This window comes from Candidatus Obscuribacterales bacterium (assembly GCA_019744775.1).
Lineage (GTDB): Bacteria > Cyanobacteriota > Vampirovibrionia > Obscuribacterales > Obscuribacteraceae > SBAT01.
Genome location: JAIETZ010000003.1, coordinates 481,463 through 500,093, shown reverse-complemented (window position 1 = coordinate 500,093; position 18,631 = coordinate 481,463). Strand labels below are relative to the sequence as shown.

Below are 18,631 nucleotides of genomic sequence, written 5' to 3'. Positions count from 1 at the left end.
CTGCAAAAATTGCTCGTCAGCGTAAGACTCGGCAAAGCTTTCATATACCGTAGATTGCGGTCCGAAAAGTCCGTCATGCTAGGGAGTACAATTTCCAACACGAGTGTTGGAAATTGTACTCCTGAATTGTAGGGGCGCATTGCATGCGCCCTTTGTCATTCTGAGCCCATTCGACTTCGCTCAGGGCAGGCTTCGCGAAGAATCTCACACCTTTAACTCGTGAGATTCTTCGTCGCAGCAATGCTACTCCTCAGAATGACAGAGACGTGTGTCAAATAACACCTTCCAACACCTTCGTTGGAAAGTGTTCCAACACGCCCGTTGGAAAGTGCCACCATATACGACACCACGTTAAACGGAATCAATTTCTTTTCCATATATCCTCCACGCTCGATGCATATATTCGATCTCAGGAAAGCAAAAAACCGAGGCAGCGAAAATAATGCACAACGACAATACTCACATCACATTTGGAGAATCCGGTATCACCACCAGCGAACCTGAAACCCTCGCTGAATGGAATCACAAATACTCCGGCGTACCCTATTACAACGCGGACTGGGAACTTCTAAAAGCACTCGCGGTCAAAGAAAACAAAAGCTTTAGATCGATTGCCAAAGAGTTCAACATTGCACGTAACACAATTAGGAAGTACGTAAACTCAGATGGTCAACGTAATCGACGACCACAACCTGTACGCGACGAGTGGCGTGAAAAGGCCAGACAAATCTGGTCGTATCATTCCACACAATCCGCAGGCGAGCCAATCACCGCGAAATGTGTCTTTACTCTACTTGTAGAAAAGCACGGTTACAAAGGTTCCGAAAGAACAATAAGAACCCTGCTGCTCGAGTTCCGAGAAAGCACGAATGGAGAAGATCGTAATTGATTACAATGACAATCACACTCGCAATCACTATGATTTTAACTCGACTATTTAAGTCGACTTAGTGAGTTGGCTCAACGGCTAGAAAGCGGACGGTTCTCGAAAGGAGTCGTCCTCTTTTAAATAACGAACATCAAAGGCTGTTTTCAGAGAAGTTATCGCTGCCCCAACAACCGCCCACTCGTTAAATTCTGCGCCAACGCGGGGTCACTTACGATGGACTTCACCAGCGCATCGTAGAATTTCCCACCACCACGCGCATTCATGTGACACGAATCTTCGAAATCCGCCAGCGTGTAATCTCCCACCGGATTGATGAGTAGAGCGCCGTAAGTCGCGGCTGCGCGACGAAGACGCAGACGGTACTCCGCGATTTCACCCGCCGGTAGCAGTGCTAAATTCTCACGAGTCAACGGCGACTCCACAAGCACCACCGGCACTTGCTCCTCACCAGCTCGCTTCAACAATCTCTCCAAATACGGTGTCTGTTCTGAAATCATTTTCTTGTTGACGGGCAAGTAGACGCTCTTATACTCACCCAAGTCGATCAACGTGTTCGGCTTGACGTCGTACACCGCCTTCACCTCGTCCAACACACCGGCGATGGGCCCCGCCAAATACACGTCATTCGGATTAGCCTTCTGCCCTGCAAACTTGTTAGCAAGGAAAAGCGAGGCTTGTCTGTCGAATGTGTGGCATGCCCATGTAGTCAAAATTGTTTTGACATCAACGCGCATCTTGTAAAACTTCCACGAATTACCGACCACAAAGTCGAATATCCGATCCGGCGCTGGATTCTTCGCCAGCAAGTCATTGAAAGCGGTGAAGTCAGCCAAGATGCTGTACACCGGTGTCTTGTCTATTTCGCTGCGTGTGTTGTCCATAAAGTCACGTGGCGCCACCATGCACACGATAAGACGAGGCTTCTTGCCTGCAGCAAGCACTTTGTCCACGACAAGGAAGTGGTCCGACATCAAGCTGCCCACCACGCCCAAGTTTGCGACTTCGACGGCGCGTCCAGCTTTCTCACTCAGCAAGTGTGCAAGGAAATCAGCCTTGTCATACTCGAGCACGTGATTACGCGCATACCAGTGGTCATAGCGCGTGCGCACGCCATGAAATTGGTCGTCTAGCCTTACAGCCGGCACAAGGGTCAACGAAGACCCGACAACTACTACATCCGGATTACGCGACGAATCCAAGAATTCTCGCAACTTCGCCACAACTGGATTCTGGTTGATACCGGTCAAGTTGGAAGCGTTCATCAGACGCAACGGCTTCACGACAACAATTCCCACATCAAGCACGGCAAGTATCAGCAAGATCCACACGAATGTGCTGCTTGCTAGTTTCTTTGCCAAGCTCGTCAAAACCGGCATCGACTGATACCTAGAATTGGAAGTAGATAAATGGCTTAGAGTTATCCGGCAAGAATGTCACCATCGCCAAGATAAGCACCGAGCAAAACGCTGCCTTCAGCGGAGCCGGCATTTTCTTGAAGATGCCATTCTCATTACAGAAGCTAACCGGGAAGTTTGTCAACAACAACAGTGCAACCATAATCAACACCACCGGCACGATAACAGGCAATTCCTGCTTCATGATGATGAAGTGATGATTCTCAACCGACGTATACATCGGCGACAAGAACACCATGCGCTTCACCATACTGAAAGCAGCGCCGATGTCAGTCATGCGGAAAAAGACCCAGCCGATAACAACGGCTTGGAATGTCAACACGATAGACAACGTGTTGTATATCTTCGTCTGCGAAAACTTCTTCAACCACTCAACGCCTTCAGCAAACGCCGCATACTCGCGATGCACAATTAGCAGAAGTCCGTGGTAGACACCCCAGACAACGAAGTTCCAGGATGCGCCGTGCCACAAGCCACCAAGCGCCATCGTGATAAACAAGTTGCGGTTGGTCATCCAACGTCCACCACGCGATCCACCCAAAGGAATGAAGAGATAGTCTCTCAACCAGGTAGACAACGAAATGTGCCAACGGCGCCAGAAGTCAGAGGCGTTAGCAGCGATGTACGGCAAGTTGAAGTTGATTGGAATGTGATAGCCAAAGAGCATTGCCGAACCACGAGCGATGTCGGTATAGCCCGAGAAATCGAAGTAGATTTGAAAAGCAAATGCGTAGGCAAACACCCACAATTCCGGCGCGCCATATACTGACGGGTCGGACAATCCCATTTGCACCAATACCGACAAGTTGTCGGCAAGCAAAAGTTTTTTGGCAAAACCAATAATAATCAGCGGCACACCATCGTCAAAATAGCTGAGCTCAATTTTCTTGACTGTTTCCATTTGAGCTTGGAAATCAGGATAGCGTTTGATTGGTCCGGCAATCTGTGTTGGAAAAAATGCTGCAAACAATGCAAACAAGACAAAAGAGTCAATTGGTTTGTTGCCACGATAAATTTCAAACAGGTAATGGATGAATTCAAAGGTGAAGAAAGAGATGCCCAACGGCAAAATGATATTCACTACCCACTCAGGGTTGTGGTGTGTGACCAGCTTCATAAACCAGTCCATGCTCTGCACAGCAAAGTTGGCGTACTTAAATACTCCTAAGCAGAGCAGGTTGGCTGCCACGCCCACGCCAAAAATTAGCTTCTTCTTGTCTGTCGCGTTGAACAGCAGCTTGCCCCACAGCCAGTTGAAGAGCGTCATCGGCGCTATGAGTAAAATGAAGATGGGCATCCAGGTCATGTAAAAGCCCCAGCTGGCAATTAGCAGCATCGGCAGGCGCCATTTGCCCGGCAGGAGCCAGTACAAAAGAACAACCGCCGGCAAGAAAATCAGATATTGAAAGCTTGTAAAGAGCATGCTGTCACTCGCTTACTTGGGGGACATATATATTTGAACTGGCAGATGGTAGCATGACCCCTCTTGTCATTCTTGAGAATCAATATATGTAGTAAGGGAATTTGCTTAGGCATGTCTCAAGTTTAAATGTTTGTCACGAGGACGTTAAGCCAATAGCCTTGGCATAAACCTCAGTTGCCAGTAAGCTTGCCAGAGCATAAATCCTAATACTTATTATTAAAGCTAACCAGATGTCTTCCAAAGTCGTCACCAAGCCAGCCAGTAAGAAACCGATTGCTCATGCAAATGAAACGCAAGAGCGCGGTTTCATATCGCCGGTCGTAATTGTCACCGCAATTTTTGTGGTGGCAAACATTACTTGGTCGTATTTCAATCACGGCATGCCGGATTGGGATGCAGCAGGACATGTGCTCAACGGCTTTACTTACAGAGACTTGTTGAAGCATCCACAATTGACGAGCGACTGGATGTACAAATTCCTCTCGGTCAATTATTTGTATCCGCCCGCGGTATACATTCTCAATGGAAGCGTCAAATCCATACTGGGAATCGCACCATGGGTCGATGCTGCAATCAAAGCTTTCTACGTCGCACTCTTAAGCATTTCCATCTACGGCATAACAAAAAGTCTATTGAAAGATACCGTTGCTGCAGTAGTGGCAATGGTAATTATCAATTGCTATCCACAGATTTCATTCCTGAGCAATCAGATTATGTTGGATTTTCCAATGGTGGCAATGGTTGCACTCAGCCTTTGGGCACTAATTATTTGGCAGTTTAATCCAAGCATCAAAAATACGCTCTTGCTTGGTCTCGCTATTGGCTCAGCTTGCATGACAAAGCAGTTAGCCGGTGCATTTATTCTTTTACCGGTAGGAATGGCTTTTCTGCAAATGTTGTTTGGCAAGCGCTTTGCCGATTGCGGCAAACTAATCGGAGCCGGAATCATACCCACGGCGATGGCTCTGCCGTGGCTCATTGTCACCTATCCATCATTGCAAAAACTTGCTCAATACAATACCAATTCGATTGGTCAACTGACTGAAAAATTGAGTTTTAGCTGGGTATTCAGCAATTATCTGGGGGGGCTTCCGGCAATGATGACTCCAATACTTCTCTGCGGATTCATTGCATCACTATTAATTATTGGCGGCAAAACACATCGCGAACTCAGACTGATCGCCGCTTCAGCGATCGGCGGATTGCTGCTTATCAGTACATTGAGCTGGGCTTATCCTCTCGATCGTTATGCCGCTCCTGCTCTGCTTGCACCGGCTATTTACACCGCCGCCGGCTTTGCTTACGCCTGGCTTAAAAGCAAGAGCCTGGTTCTGCGAATTGCTTATGCTGCACTATCTGGTATCGCCATTCTGCAATTCTTGCTCTTCAATTACGCACCCTATCCTTTGCCGGCACCGGCGGTACTAGCCAAAGCATTGCCGCATATGGGCATTGCATTGCGTACTTTCCATGATTTCAATATTCCGGCCACTCCGGAAAAATCCGACTGGGGTCAGATTTGGGCATTGGAACAGATTCGGAAAGTCGACAATATCACGCCTGTCTATCTTCAACTAATGCCTAATTCCATGTCATTCAACGTACACACCATGGAATATGCCGCCAAACTGGTCAAGAGCCCCGTGGTTGCCACCACAATGCGTCAATGGTCGGTCAAGGGGGACACACTTGAATTCTCTCCGCAGAAGGCATTGTATTATCATTGGTACTTACTTAAGACGGGAGATCAAGGCAACATATTTGCCAATCGAGAATCACAAATTGCCTTCGATAGACTCACCGACTTTATCCGCACAAGCGGCAAATTCAAACTAATGGGAATGCGTTCGCTGCCAGATCATAGTATTTGCTACCTCTACCGCCAGTATTTTTAGAATGAAGAACAAACCGCTACTCTCGATAGTCATTCCGCTGTTCAATGAGCAGTCAACTCTTGAGCAACTATTTCTGCGTTTGACGAAAATTTCCGAACAATTAAGTCCTACTGAAGTTGAATTTGTCTTTGTTGACGATCACTCTGTGGACGGCACTTTTGATGTAGCTCAAGGGCTATGCAAGCGACACGACAATATAAAGCTTATTCGCTTGGCGCGAAATTCCGGCAGTCACGCAGCAATTTGTGCGGGGCTGTCGGCTGCATCAGGTCATTGTGCCATTTTTATGGCCGGCGATATGCAAGACCCGCCGGAATTAATAACAGAGATGATACACCGCTGGCAGAATGGCGACAAAATTGTCTGGGCTGCCCGTACTGTTGTTGAAGGGCAAGCCGGTCGAGATAAGATGTTTTCGTCTCTTTACTGGCTAATTGTCCACTATTTGTCCGGCGTACATTTACCCCAGGGCGGCGTAGATTTTGCGCTGATGGATCGCGACGTAATCAACTTCGTAGTCCAAAGATGGAATATACAGACACCAATCTTCTTGCTTATTGCTGAGTCCGGATTACGCTCATCGGTTATCTTTTACAAAAAAGCTCCACGTGCTGGCGGTAAGTCAGGGTGGACATTGAAGAAAAAACTTCGCCTGGTAGCGCAGACGCTCATTTATTCATTTAAGCCGCTCAGACCTTTGCTTTTCATCGGGCTGAAAAACGTGACTTCATTCCAGATTGAGCGTGCCTACAATGTTACGGATTCGGCATCTTTGGGGCAAATGCAAGAAACGCCGGCGCCCAAAGGTTAGCCATGTTACACCGCATATTTCAAAGCTCATTTCTCATAATTATTCTCTTCCTACTCTTAATAGACTGCGGAATTAAGTACGGCAAGCCTTTGCGTTATGTCACCATGGGCGGTTATATTCCATCCGATCAAGACCCCATTGGTGATAAATATGAATCACTCAAAGCCGAATCTCAAAAAAGCCGAATATTGCTGCTCGGTTCTTCACTGCCAATGTTTGCTGCCATATGTGCTGATTACAGGGTGGGTGAATTATCTGCAGCGACCACAGGCTACGAAACATACACCTATACAAAAGCCAAATATCTACAAAGCTTGCTAAGAAAACTCACACACGAGGATTTGCCCGTTTTCAACTTTTCTGCCAGCGGTTGTATGGTTTCCGATTCGTACATAGCCCTCGAACAATCAATTGCAAATGGCATGCACCCCAAGGTTGCTATATTTGCTTTGGCTCCTAGGGATTTTCTGGACAATTTTGCACGTCCGACAAAGGAAACCGGCTTCTTCAAATTTTTCAAGAAGGACAATCATAATGCTTTCAATTGGAAAACGTTCAACCATGAAGAGTCGTTCAACAATTTCATCGGCAGCATATGGGTTTATTACAAACTAAAACCTGACTACCGTACCTTCTTTTTGCTGGCAACAACGGATGCTTTCCATCGAGCTCCCACATTATATTCCGCGCTCCATTACGATCCCGGCATCACCAAAAACCACATTAGACTAGCGGCTTGGGATCCTCCTGAGATGGCCGACATTCCTGGTGACGAAGACAAAAGGCTGAAGGATCTAAACAGTTATAAGAAATCATACTATCCAATCAATCAGTCTCGATTCAATGATGAATTAGGTTATTTGGAGAAGTCACTCGAGCTCTGTCGTAAGCACGCGATACTACCCATCGTCGTCAACATGCCTCGCATTGCTCGCAATCAGGCAATATTGCCTGATTGGTTTCAGACACAATATACGGATGCACTGACTAAGTCCACAAAAAAATATGGCTGTCCATTTTTCGACTTGAATTCCGAACCGATATTTGTCGAATCCGACTTTCGAGATTCCGTCCACCTCAACGGTGACGGCAGCTTGAAAGTGTTTAACCTGCTTGCTGCAAAGTTAAGCAAAGACGACAGATTCATGACTGCCATTAAAGACGAGAAACAACTGTCGTTACGATAATTACGTCCAATAGCCTCACGAAGGGGGAGCAATGCGTCCTTTGGTTAGCGAGTTTGTGGAATCCTGTGCTTTAAGTCTACCGATTTCTGAGCCCATATATGAGTTTGGAGCTTTCATAGTTGAAGGGCAGGAAGACATAGGAGATCTTAGGAAATTCTTCCCTGGTAAGGCTTTTATCGGCGCAGATATGCGCGAAGGTCCAGGTGTAGATATCGTACTTGACCTGCATGACATAAAGCTCGCACCTTCATCGGCTGGGACGGTTATTTGTATGGACACCCTGGAACACGTTGAGTATCCCTGGAAGGCAATTGATGAGATTCACAGAATTCTAAATTCAAATGGCGTTTTAATCGTTTCATCTGTGATGAATTTTCCGATTCACGATTATCCATCAGATTACTGGCGTTTTACACCGGAAGCATTCAAGAGTCTTCTCAAACCCTTTGCCTCTTCTTACGTTGAATTTGCTGGAGCCGATACTTTTCCACACTCAATTGTTGCCGTAGCGTTCAAATCCCCGCAGCCGCCACAAGTCTTTGACAAGCTCAAGTTACGACTTAAAGACTGGAAAGAAAAGTGGTCAGACTCAGCTAACACGCCCATATCCAGAATTGACGACCTCGAAAATCTAGTAAGAGATCTACAAAGCCACATTAAGCACGTCGAAAACGAGCGAGACTTGTTCAAAGCTCGCTGGAGCAAAATCTCTTCCACGCCACCTGTAAGCTGGTTTTTAGAACTGCGTCAAAGCATTACTGCCGGTAACAAGCGCTGAATTTAGCAGCTAGTCGGGACTAATACCGTAAAAGCGGCGACCTTCTCCATAAAATCCAATCATTCCCTGAGAGTCAGTAGCATTCGCGCCTTTTCGATTCATAGAGCGCCTACTTAGAGAATTTAATAGCATCACTGGCGATGCAAGCAAGAGCGATGCCTTTTCAACAAGGCTGACGCCTTTGGCAGCCAAAATTGAGTTTTTTAAAAATCCTGCCACTACGCGCCACGAACCCCAGGCTAGTCTTAACTGCGCAGCATCTTTGAGTCGTTTATACTCTTGAAGGTGGCTACTCGACGACGAAATGCCAAAACTAAAGAAACGAGCTTTCTTCACTTGCACAATGCTATTACCTGACTGCCATAAGCGCCAGCAAAAATCAACTTCCTGCTCCTGACCGGACAAACAAGTATTCACACCAGAAATTTTTTCGAAAGCACTCTTACGCAAAAGCACCGAGGTAAAAGGCGTCCAGGAGATAATGCCGCCTTCAGCACGATAAGGTTGTCCTGTACGGTAAATTTCAGGCGAAGCAGCGGCAATTCCACAAGCCTCATCACCATAAGCATGGTTAACCAGAAGAGCTATGCAATCAGTGGTGGGCAGATTTTGCGAATCAGTGACAAAGACAAAGGATGCTCGGCACTCGGGAATTAGTTTATTGAGCACCACTCCCTTGTTTAAACCCTCCGCTATCACATCAGTGGTTACTTCTGCAGTCTTATCGAAATCCCCGCATGAAACAAAGCGAAACGTACTGAAATCATGATTTCCAAACTCGAAATGTTCGACAGGCAGAGTGTCAACCGGTGCTGGTATCACTGAATTGAGGCGCACAAGATAGTATCTGACCGAAAGCTTCGCGACATTGAGCCCGGCAAGATAAGAAATTACCTTGTCATTCAACGGTTGACTTGGTGTTTCAAATATCACACAATCGACCGTGGCTTTGTTGTTCCCCTCCTTTTCAGAAAGTACGCCATTGCCTGCTTCGCTTCTTGGCTGCAAGCGAGCCTTCACAATAAACTGATATGTCTCTGCTTCGCTATCAGACTCAATTGCTGAGATAATTTCGTTAGGAAATGAACCTACTCGGCTGCCAATTTCGTTGTCCATGATTGACCATCGATTGCGGTGCACCTCATACAGTTCATAACCTGATTTGACAAACAATTGCTCCAATTCCATACGATCAAAAAAGCGCAAATGCGTTTCATCCAGAAGACCCATGCTTCTGTAAGGAAACTGCCCGCCAAGAAGAGACAAGCGAATACTTCCGTGCCCAACATGCGGAATAGAAGCGACTATATAACCATCCGGCTTCAACAAACGTCTGATTTCCAACAACAATTGCCCGGGATTGCGCAAATGCTCTAGAACATCCGAACAGACAACGACATCAAAGCTAGCATCATGGAACGTTTGCAATACGTTCGTATCATCAAGATCGGCAACTATTACTCGCTGACAATACTGCTTAGCCTCCTGCGCAGCTAGAGGATCTAATTCAATGCCGGTGACCGTGCAATTAAACTGTTTGCTAAGAGCACTGGAAAAAAAACCTGTGCTGCAACCGAGCTCTAATACTTGTTTGCCCTGCCCAACCATTAGGGCAAGACGACCGTAGTGACTCGATTCATCCAGCTGCCCGATATCCGTATGATAGCGAGTGGCGCTTGGACCGCTAGCATTAGTTTCCTCTATTACTTCCATCGTTTCCCTCCCACAAGTCTCGATACTTGGCGCAGCGGTGTGCTTATCTTCCACGAAGTACTGTTATGTAAACAGTCCAATTCAAATTCAAGTATTCGACGCTCCTTCGACCACGCAGTTTTGTTGCCGGCCAGTTCAGCGCGCTTTTCACTTAAGTAACGCAGGCTATAGTCAATTGCTTCCAGAAAAACACTATAGTCTGTGGTGTTGTTCTCATATTTGAGTTCACTACATTCAGTCGTCCAGGCAGCCGGCAAAATAGGCACTTCCTCCTGCACAGAATGAACTCTTTGAGGCGACTTTGCCAACCGAACCATATACCGAAACGGTCCTGTAATCCGCCAGGAAGTACTGTTTCTTACGTTGGCAATCTGGTTATTAAGGTGCTCGCGTTCCGCAGCGCTGCGGCATCGCAAATCATCCAGCTCAGCCAAAATTCGAGTCACTTCACGCAAAAGCCAATAGAGTTGTTCACGAGGATCTTTATGAGCTTGTTCACTTAAAGGCTGCCGCCCTGGCATAGAAGGCAAAGGAATCGCCAGCACCTCCAAGACCGTCAGTCCCTCAGCCCTATGCAAGTGATCAAGCTGCATTGCCAGAATTTCAACAATTCGTCGCCGGGTCATTTCTTGCGATTCGCCTAATTCAATCAATACGGACCGATACAATCGCCAAAGTCTCAAGATGTCCAAGACAAAAAACAATCCCCTCAAATTCTTGGAGGTAGCACTTTGTGAGTGACGGCGAAAACTGCATAGCACCGTACTAACATAAGCATAGTTGCCATCTTTAACTATGCGAAACCAGTACTCAATATCACCAAAATGATAAAAGTCTGTATTGAAGCCGTCACCGGCAACCTCCCTGCGAAACATAGCAGTAACCGGCTCGCCGACCCAATTTGTACAACCGATCAAATTGAACAGAACAACCTCATCTCCAACGATGATTCTGTCCTCCGGAAAGGTCCGGCACTCTTTCAAAAAGCGCCCTTTATCATCTATCCACCGCTTGGCACAAGAGACCAGGTTGACATCAGGATTTTCGTCGAGCAGTCTGGACATATCCGCCAATGCGTTTGGCTCCAAAAGATCATCCTGAGCAAATGGTTTGATATAACGTCCGGCAGCATGCATTATGCACTCGTTATAGTTAGCGAATAGCCCTTTTCGCTCAGTGTTGCGCCAAGCTTTGATTCGTTTGTCCCTGCAAGCATAATCCTCAATGATCTTGCTAGAGCCATCGTCTGACTGATCGTCGGCTATAAGCAATTCAAAATCAACCAATGTCTGCGCTAACACGCTCTCAATGGCATGAGCCAAATAGTCTTTGCCATTAAAGACGGGCAAACATACAGAAACTGTTGGCTGGTTGTTCATCTGCACGATCACACCTCAACAACTGAGCCAACCAAGCACATCCGAACAGACTACTACAGGTTGCAACTGCAAGTAATTCTTGAAGCGAGCCGGATCACCGACAATAGACAAATCAACATCCGCCCATGATACCTTATTCCTGTTAAACATAACAAACGGTGGCGCCTGACTCGAATCTCTCGGAGGGTTAAGCCTCTTTCCAATTAGTCGTTCAATCAACCGCTGTCCGGGAAAAAGATTGACCGGCTCAGCCAACGAATCGCGAACACCGGCAACAACAATAGAATCTGGACTATTAACAAGCTGGTAATACATAGCAAACAAACAATGTTCACTTAATGTGTATTGCCCGTTGGTTAATAGCACAATTTCACCCAACGATTTCTTGGATACATCCTGCCAGATATCTAAGATCGATCTACCGGCTGTCTCTACCTCAGGTACAAGCCTTTGATATGCTTCGGGTATAGTCGCCTTTTTCCGCACGTCTTTGCAATCCATTAACAGCACCTGTATATGCGGATAGGTCTGTTGTCCAATTGACTGCAAAAGGTTATTAATGTCGGCACTGCCATCCGCATCATTGATCCAAATGCTAATTATCGGGAACTCGCTGCTTTTCGTTTTCAACAGTAGTCCCGGCAACTCGTTTCGCACCAAATTCGCCAGATAGCAAATTCCATTAGCCGAGTTATCCTTATGCCCGGCTAGGTTTGAAACTACTTCTTCCAGGTAGCTGGTGGCACCATAGACATTGCCATTTTGCCGACACACAAGTCCATAACAGAAGGCAAACCAGGCTGGCTGTTCATCCCACTGAGGGAAATTCCTAGTCGCTTCCAGGATTCTTTTTGCCAGGCTGGATGAATGATTGCGAGCCAGGAAATTCACAACAAAAACAAGTCCGGGCAAACTCAAAGATTGCAATCGCTTCTGCAACCAGCAAAGCTGTTCTTGTTGTTCGACACTATTGCCATTGTCTAAAATCCGAGGATCAGCAAACTTGAGACTCGTCTCTTTTATCGAGTCGATTGCATCTTGTTGTTCGGCAGTGAGATTACCGGCAAAGCAAAAAACTAAGTCTGGGCCATGTAGAACTGCCACTGGATAAGGTAAGCGTTTGCGGAATTCTCTATCGACAAAATTGTCATTGAAATATGATATATGCTCAAAGCTGTCGTGCTTGCCACTCCAGTTTTCTTGCTGGAAGTTGACGTTAGGAAAAACTGCCAGCAGCCTGCTGCCGCCTTCTATACACTGAGCGATACTATCAAAGAAGGTGGAAAGATCTACAAGGTGCTCAACAACATGAAATGCGGTAATCAGATCAACTCTTGCGCCGGCGACATTCAACTCTTCGACACTGTCGGCAACAATTTGATGTCCCTGCTCAATGCACTTTTCCTGAGCCCACAACGATGGTTCAATGCCGAGTGTTTTATACCCGAAAGCTTTCGCCATGTCTAAAAACTTGCCAGTGGCACAACCAATATCCAGCACACTGAGCGAACTTGAGCGAGAACCCAGATCATCCATCAAAAAAAGAGCGCTGAAAAATTCAGCATTCCAGTCAGCAAAAGAAATTTGCTCATAATTTGAATAACCAACGTTATCTTGATTATCAGCGTCTAATTCTGGTTGTTTCTGCTTACGAAAATAGTCCTGATTTTGATAGATCTCATTGAGGTCAATCATCACTTGTTCGACAGCGCAATGACCGCAAGACCGGCATTCCATGATCCGGACCCTATCATTCCTAATGGCGATTTGTCGCCTACCTGGATCGCCGCACCAAAAACATGGCACGGCTTGGGGTGTACCGCTCAAGCCCTGTTCAATATTTTCGCCAACGCCATTTGCCGGTTGCATCATGACCTATTTGCTATCGGCACAAAACTGCCAATAATACGGAGAGTATATTTTAGTGCAATCCAAGACCCATCCCGGATATATATTTGCTAACCCATCCCAATAAAGCGGATTCAATGACCAACTACCCATACTCAGCTTAAAAATTTCCAATCACGCTTGCCGAACAGGCCCCGGCCGGCTCAACTGATCCGCAATTAAGGACATCCTTAGACAAACTACGTAGTCTTAGGCTTTGCTAAGCCAGTAAGCCAGGTACTTCATCATGGCAAAGTTCGCGCCAACTCCAATCACGAGTGAACGCCTGCGACTCCGCTTAATTGAGGAGTCCGACCTCCCCATGACCCGCGAATGGCGCAACAAGGACAGAGTCCGCACTCGCTTTATCTTCACCGACAAACTCGAGCCGGAAGCACACCAGAAGTGGTTCGCCGAGTATCGCAAGAGAAGCAATGACTATCTCTACGTCATTGAAGAATTGCAGACACTAAAAAAGCCGGTGGGTCAGATAAGCATCTACAACATCGAACCCGACAACAAGTCCGCTGAATACGGCCGCGTCATGATTGGCGAAGAAGATGCTCTCGGACTTGGTATTGCTGCTGAAGCATCCAGAATGTTGATTGAGCATTTCCGCAAAAACTTCCAGATAGACACTTTCCATTTGGAAGTAAAAGCCGACAACGAAAATGCTTACCGCATGTACGAGAAGCTTGGCTTTGAACGCCTCGAACAATCAGGCGATTTAGTCTCGATGGTCCTCAAAGTCCGTGCTGCAGCGAGGAGATGAAGTTGTTCGGTCGTTTGACGAAAAGCACATTTCTCTGGTTGATAGTCGGCTTGTTTTTAGTCGACTGTGCGATCAAATACGGCAAGCCTCTGCGCTACATGGAAATGGGCGGCTATATTCCGGCCGACCAAAATCCGTTGGCTGACAAATTCGATGCGCTTAAGTCCGAAGCCAAAAACACTCGAGTATTACTCGTTGGCTCATCACTGCCAATGTGCGCTGCCGCCTGTGCCGACTACAGAAACGGCAACATATCACTGCCAACCGTTGGCTATGATCTATTTACTTATCCCAAAGCCAAGTATTTCGAAAGCGTCTTGAAAGACATGGTGGGTAAAGACTTGCCAGTATTCAATTACAGCGGCAACGGTTGCATGGTGTCTGATTCGTATATCGTCATCGAGCAAGCCTACAAGCACGGCATGAAACCCAAGGTCGTCGTCCTCGCATTGGCCCCACGCGACTTCATCGACAATCTAGCCTGTGCCACCGAGAAAACTTCTTATTACGACTTCTTTGAAAAGCTCGAGAAGAACAGGGCAAAATTCAACCTTACCAACTTCAACGCTGAAGAGACTTTCAACAAGACTCTTGCCGATGTTTGGTACTACTACAAGCTGAAGCCGGACTACCACAACCTATTTTGCCTCGGCGTCTCCGGCGCGCTTCACCGCTCAACAGACTTGTACTCCGCAACCCACCGCGATCCGCTACAAACAGAATTCACGCAAGTTCGCCTGGCGGCATGGGGTCCGCCTAAGCTTGCCGACATAACAGGTGACGAAGAGAAGAAGAAGAAAGACCTAAAAGTCTACGACACGTCTTACAACCCAGTAGACACCAAACGCTTCGGGCGTGAACGCGAGTATCTCTTCAAGACGCTTGCCTTCTGCCGCCAACACGACATTCTCCCCATCGTCGTCAACATGCCCAGGACAAAGCGCAATCAGGCGATACTTCCTGAGTGGTTCCAACAGGACTACATGAAAGCCCTTACTGACGCATCCGCTGAATACGGCTGCCCCTTCTACGACTTAAACGCCGATCCCAACTTCACCGAATCCGACTTCCGCGACTCCGTCCACCTCAACGGCGACGGCGGGTTGAAAGTGTTCAACGTGCTGACTGCGAAGTTGAGCAAGGACGAGCAGTTCTTAACCCAAATCGAAGACAACAAGCAGTTGTCTCTGAAGTAAGCTACCCCGATCATGTTGACTCACGTGACGCACGTCCACATCGCCTAGGGGCGCATTGCATGCGCCCTCACTCGTCATTTATTTGGCTGCGTTGAAGTCCTTCACAAACTGCACGCACATCTCTTTGATGGCGGCGCCTGCATCCTTCTTCGCGACCAACTTGCCTACTGCGTAAGTCTCTGCCGAATAAGTAATCGAAGGATTACGCTCCAATTGCGACTTCTGATCAACAGACAAACCTACCCAAGCTTGTCCGCCTTTACGATCATCAATATATGTCTTAACGAGAGCTTCGCCAGACTCTAACGGTTGCTCTACGTCCAAATTAACGCTCTTCATTGGGAGTTTAGTGTCCGCGAGCGTTGCTGCCATCGTCTTGGTAAAAGCCTTGGTTGGATCGTAACCAATACCGTACTTGATGGATTTGATTCCTTTCAGACTGGATTTCTCCCAGTCAGCGGCATTCATTTTGCTGTCTGCAGCAAAGGCCGACAACGAGCTCAAAGAACCGACGACTAATAAACCAGCAACAGCACGATCTAGTTTCATAACGTTCCTTTCAGTTGGTAAGTGATATGGAACGGGCGCATGCAATGCGCCCCTACAATTAGCGGGATACCGCAACCGCCGTACCGACGGCTGACTTCACTGACTTGATGATGTGCTCGACTTCATCATCTGTCAGTGTCATAAATATTGGGAGGAAAAGTGATCTATCCGAAACACTCTCAGTGTTTGGCAGAGTCGCGCCATTTGAGTACACCGGCTCTTTGTGAATCGGCGGTATTCCACGGCGGGTGGCGATACCTTGCTCTTGCATGTACGCCATCACCTTGTTTCTGTCCTCAGTCGTGCCCTTCGCCAAGCGAATTGGGTACGACTGGTAGTTCCAACGCGTCACATACGACGGCGGAGTAATTATCTCCAAGCCTTCAATTTGACTGAATGCCTTGTTGTATCTATCGCCAATTTCCAGGCGGCGAGCAATCAGCTTTTCGATAATATCCATCTGCTTCACACCAAGCGCAGCTTGAATATCCGTCATGCGATAGTTGTAACCGACGACATCGTAAGACTCATAGGCGGTGCTTCCAGACTTATGACGCGCATAATCCGATATCGACGCACCATGTGCGCGCAACACTTTAGCCATCTCGGCTAGCTTCTCATTACCCGTGAGAATCATTCCACCTTCACCACAGCTAATTACTTTGCGTGGGTGAAAGCTCAATGAATTTGTAAATCCGGAACTACCAATCGGCTGTTTCTTATAGAAAGAACCCAAAGCACATGCCGAATCTTCAAGCAACGTAAGCCCACGAGACTCAGCTATTTTCTTGAACGCATCAATATCTGCCGGAATACCAATCTGGTGAACAATAAGAATGCCCTTCAGCTTCTTGCCGGTCTTCTTATTGACCATGTCCGACGTGTAATTCGCAGCAATGAATTCCTCTGTCGCCACCGGACAAATATTCAAGGTCTTCGCATCAATGTCCACAAATTGCGGTTCAGCGCCTGCATGGCGGACACCATTGGCACTAGCCACGAAGCTATACGACGGGCAAATTACCTCGTCACCGGCGCCTATTCCATGAATCAACATCGAAAGATGTAGCGCCGTTGTACACGACGTCGTCGCTACTGCGAACTTCGCGCCTGCATATTTGGCGACCGTGTTCTCAAACTTCTCAACAAGCGGTCCTTGTGACACCCAGCCGGACTCGAGAGCCTGCGCAATGAGCGCCGGTTCTTCGCCTGTGAAGTAAGGCTTAGCTATGGGGATGTTGTAAGAGCTTCTTGCTTCCATTTATCTATATCCTGTTCTATATTCCGAATTACTTTTCCCGGGACTCCGACCACCAATGAATACGGCGGTACTTTGGTTCCTTCTAAAACAACGGCTCCGGCTCCGATAATGCTGTGGTGCCCGATATGGCATCCCATCAATATTGTCGCGTTCTCGCCGACAAATACGTAATCTTCTACAACAGTCGGCGCCCGATCAACTACGTTGTAAGCACGCTCAGTGACACAACGCTTGACCGTGTTGTGCGTCAAAATAGCCGCGCCGGTTGAGACATTTACGCCTTTGCCGATTGTCAATCCGCCCTGACCGTCAATTAGAGTAAAAGCACCAATCCAAGTGCCTTCGCCAATTTCCGGTTCACCGGTTATCCAACAATGGCGATTGTATGGATTCTCCGGCAAACCATCAATGTCTGGTTGCGGCAAATATCTCGGCATTATCCACATTCCAATTTTTTGTAGTCATTTCGTTCAACAGTTTGGCAGCATCCAAATTCTGTTTCTTCAACCAGTCAATGTACAACTGAAGACCCTTGTCGATATCGATCTCAGCTTTATACCCGGTCAATTTCGCTGCTTTTGCCGGATCTGCGAAGTGTCTGAGCACATCGCCTGGTCTTGTCGGTTGATACTGAATTTCAAGGTTTTCCTTGCCCAGCAGTTTCAATAAGCGCTCAGCAATATCCTTAATGGTTACTTCTTGCCCACGCGCAATGTTGACTGTTTGACCAATCAAATTATCGGCAGAGCCCGCGGTAATAATTCCCTTGACGGTATCAGTGACAAAAGTAAAGTCTCGCGTTTGTGAACCATCACCAAAGATAATTGGCGGCAAATTATTCATTATGCGAATAGCAAAACGTGGAATTACTTCCCCGCTTGAACCTTCATGATGCTCGCGATAGCCGTAAGTATTGAACGGACGCACAATTACAGTCGGCAATCCCCAAGTAGTGTGGAATGCCTGCGTGTACAACTCACCGGCTAGTTTGCTTGCGCCGTAGGTTGTAGTCGGCTCCAGAGGATGATCTTCGTTCATTGGAGCAGTTTTAGCTGTTCCATAGACTTCCGACGAGGAGCAGTACACAAATCTCGAAATACGACGACTGCTGGTACCCTGATTAACCATGCGCGTAGCTTCTAATAGATTCAGGGTCCCCGTCGCATTCACTTCATGAACCAAGTGAGGACGGTCGAAGCAAACACGCAAGCATTGAACCGCCATGTGGAAAATCATGTCTGATTCTTTAACCAGCTTGCGAACCAACAACGCGTCTAAGATCGATCCTTTGACGATGTGGACTTTGCCGCTTTGTTTAACACCAGCCAGATTGGCTTCTTTGCCAGTGGAGAAATCATCGACTACGATGACTTCTGCTCCTCTGGCGACCAATTCATCAACCAAGTTACTGCCAATGAATCCGGCTCCGCCGGTTACCAGTATTCGCTTATCTTTTAAGTCCATAGGGGCTCCAGC

At 47.2% G+C, this 18,631-nt stretch carries 17 protein-coding genes; 7 read left to right on the top strand and 10 right to left on the bottom strand.

The genetic code is table 11. The features are described 5' to 3' along the window. Positions 1-212 precede the first annotated feature (212 nt). A complete protein-coding gene (locus K2Y22_08970; GenBank protein ID MBX9878575.1) occupies positions 213-377 on the bottom strand; it encodes a hypothetical protein in 165 nt (54 codons plus the stop codon). Positions 378-442: 65 nt separating this feature from the next. Here K2Y22_08970 and K2Y22_08965 point away from each other — a divergent pair, with 65 nt between their 5' ends. Beyond that, positions 443-889 (top strand): hypothetical protein, encoded by a 447-nt coding sequence (locus K2Y22_08965; protein ID MBX9878574.1) that lies wholly within the window; start codon positions 443-445, stop codon positions 887-889. A gap of 152 nt (positions 890-1,041) precedes the next feature. Here K2Y22_08965 and K2Y22_08960 read toward each other — a convergent pair whose 3' ends face one another. Both K2Y22_08960 and K2Y22_08955 read right to left on the bottom strand, forming a co-directional pair. Then, complete coding sequence (locus K2Y22_08960; protein ID MBX9878573.1) at positions 1,042-2,265, bottom strand: hypothetical protein; 1,224 nt, start codon at positions 2,263-2,265, stop codon at positions 1,042-1,044. A 10-nt stretch (positions 2,266-2,275) separates the two neighbouring features. Then, on the bottom strand, positions 2,276-3,727 hold the full coding sequence (locus tag K2Y22_08955; protein MBX9878572.1) for a hypothetical protein: 1,452 nt from the start codon (positions 3,725-3,727) through the stop codon (positions 2,276-2,278). A 230-nt stretch (positions 3,728-3,957) separates the two neighbouring features. Here K2Y22_08955 and K2Y22_08950 point away from each other — a divergent pair, with 230 nt between their 5' ends. From K2Y22_08950 to K2Y22_08935, 4 genes are read left to right on the top strand one after another with little or no spacing between them, the layout of a single operon-like run. Continuing rightward, on the top strand, positions 3,958-5,622 hold the full coding sequence (locus K2Y22_08950; protein MBX9878571.1) for a glycosyltransferase family 39 protein: 1,665 nt from the start codon (positions 3,958-3,960) through the stop codon (positions 5,620-5,622). Between the two features lies 1 nt (position 5,623). Continuing rightward, entirely contained in the window at positions 5,624-6,433 is an 810-nt protein-coding gene (locus K2Y22_08945) for a glycosyltransferase family 2 protein (protein ID MBX9878570.1), read from the top strand. Positions 6,434-6,435: 2 nt separating this feature from the next. Beyond that, positions 6,436-7,620, top strand: a complete 1,185-nt coding sequence (locus tag K2Y22_08940; GenBank protein MBX9878569.1) for a DUF1574 domain-containing protein — start codon at positions 6,436-6,438, stop codon at positions 7,618-7,620. Between the two features lie 31 nt (positions 7,621-7,651). Then, positions 7,652-8,398 (top strand): class I SAM-dependent methyltransferase, encoded by a 747-nt coding sequence (locus K2Y22_08935; GenBank protein ID MBX9878568.1) that lies wholly within the window; start codon positions 7,652-7,654, stop codon positions 8,396-8,398. 9 nt (positions 8,399-8,407) lie between these two features. Here K2Y22_08935 and K2Y22_08930 read toward each other — a convergent pair whose 3' ends face one another. Genes K2Y22_08930 through K2Y22_08920 form a run of 3 tightly spaced genes read right to left on the bottom strand, consistent with a single transcriptional unit; the run spans position 8,408 to position 13,362 of the window. Further along, positions 8,408-10,111 carry a class I SAM-dependent methyltransferase gene (locus K2Y22_08930; GenBank protein MBX9878567.1) on the bottom strand — a complete coding sequence of 568 codons (1,704 nt, stop codon included), beginning with the start codon at positions 10,109-10,111 and terminating at the stop codon, positions 8,408-8,410. Then, the gene (locus K2Y22_08925) at positions 10,102-11,490 is read right to left on the bottom strand and encodes a glycosyltransferase family 2 protein (GenBank protein MBX9878566.1); all 1,389 of its coding nucleotides are present in this window, start codon (positions 11,488-11,490) and stop codon (positions 10,102-10,104) included. The genes K2Y22_08930 and K2Y22_08925 overlap by 10 nt, the downstream gene beginning before the upstream one ends. Before the next feature lie 15 nt (positions 11,491-11,505). After that, positions 11,506-13,362, bottom strand: a complete 1,857-nt coding sequence (locus K2Y22_08920) for a class I SAM-dependent methyltransferase (GenBank protein MBX9878565.1) — start codon at positions 13,360-13,362, stop codon at positions 11,506-11,508. Between the two features lie 337 nt (positions 13,363-13,699). Here K2Y22_08920 and K2Y22_08915 point away from each other — a divergent pair, with 337 nt between their 5' ends. Together K2Y22_08915 and K2Y22_08910 are read left to right on the top strand one after the other, a co-directional pair. Next, complete coding sequence (locus tag K2Y22_08915) at positions 13,700-14,149, top strand: GNAT family N-acetyltransferase (GenBank protein MBX9878564.1); 450 nt, start codon at positions 13,700-13,702, stop codon at positions 14,147-14,149. A gap of 2 nt (positions 14,150-14,151) precedes the next feature. Then, positions 14,152-15,345: a DUF1574 family protein gene (locus K2Y22_08910; protein ID MBX9878563.1), complete on the top strand. Its 1,194-nt coding sequence runs from the start codon at positions 14,152-14,154 to the stop codon at positions 15,343-15,345. 78 nt (positions 15,346-15,423) lie between these two features. On the opposite strand, the gene K2Y22_08905 is transcribed toward K2Y22_08910, so the two are convergent. From K2Y22_08905 to K2Y22_08890, 4 genes are read right to left on the bottom strand one after another with little or no spacing between them, the layout of a single operon-like run. Beyond that, a complete protein-coding gene (locus tag K2Y22_08905) occupies positions 15,424-15,894 on the bottom strand; it encodes a hypothetical protein (protein ID MBX9878562.1) in 471 nt (156 codons plus the stop codon). 58 nt (positions 15,895-15,952) lie between these two features. Continuing rightward, a complete protein-coding gene (locus tag K2Y22_08900; GenBank protein MBX9878561.1) occupies positions 15,953-17,155 on the bottom strand; it encodes a DegT/DnrJ/EryC1/StrS family aminotransferase in 1,203 nt (400 codons plus the stop codon). Next, entirely contained in the window at positions 17,122-17,592 is a 471-nt protein-coding gene (locus tag K2Y22_08895; protein ID MBX9878560.1) for an acyltransferase, read from the bottom strand. Before K2Y22_08895 ends, K2Y22_08900 begins: the two co-directional genes overlap by 34 nt. Further along, positions 17,561-18,619 (bottom strand): GDP-mannose 4,6-dehydratase, encoded by a 1,059-nt coding sequence (locus K2Y22_08890; GenBank protein MBX9878559.1) that lies wholly within the window; start codon positions 18,617-18,619, stop codon positions 17,561-17,563. The genes K2Y22_08895 and K2Y22_08890 overlap by 32 nt, the downstream gene beginning before the upstream one ends. Positions 18,620-18,631 lie beyond the last annotated feature (12 nt).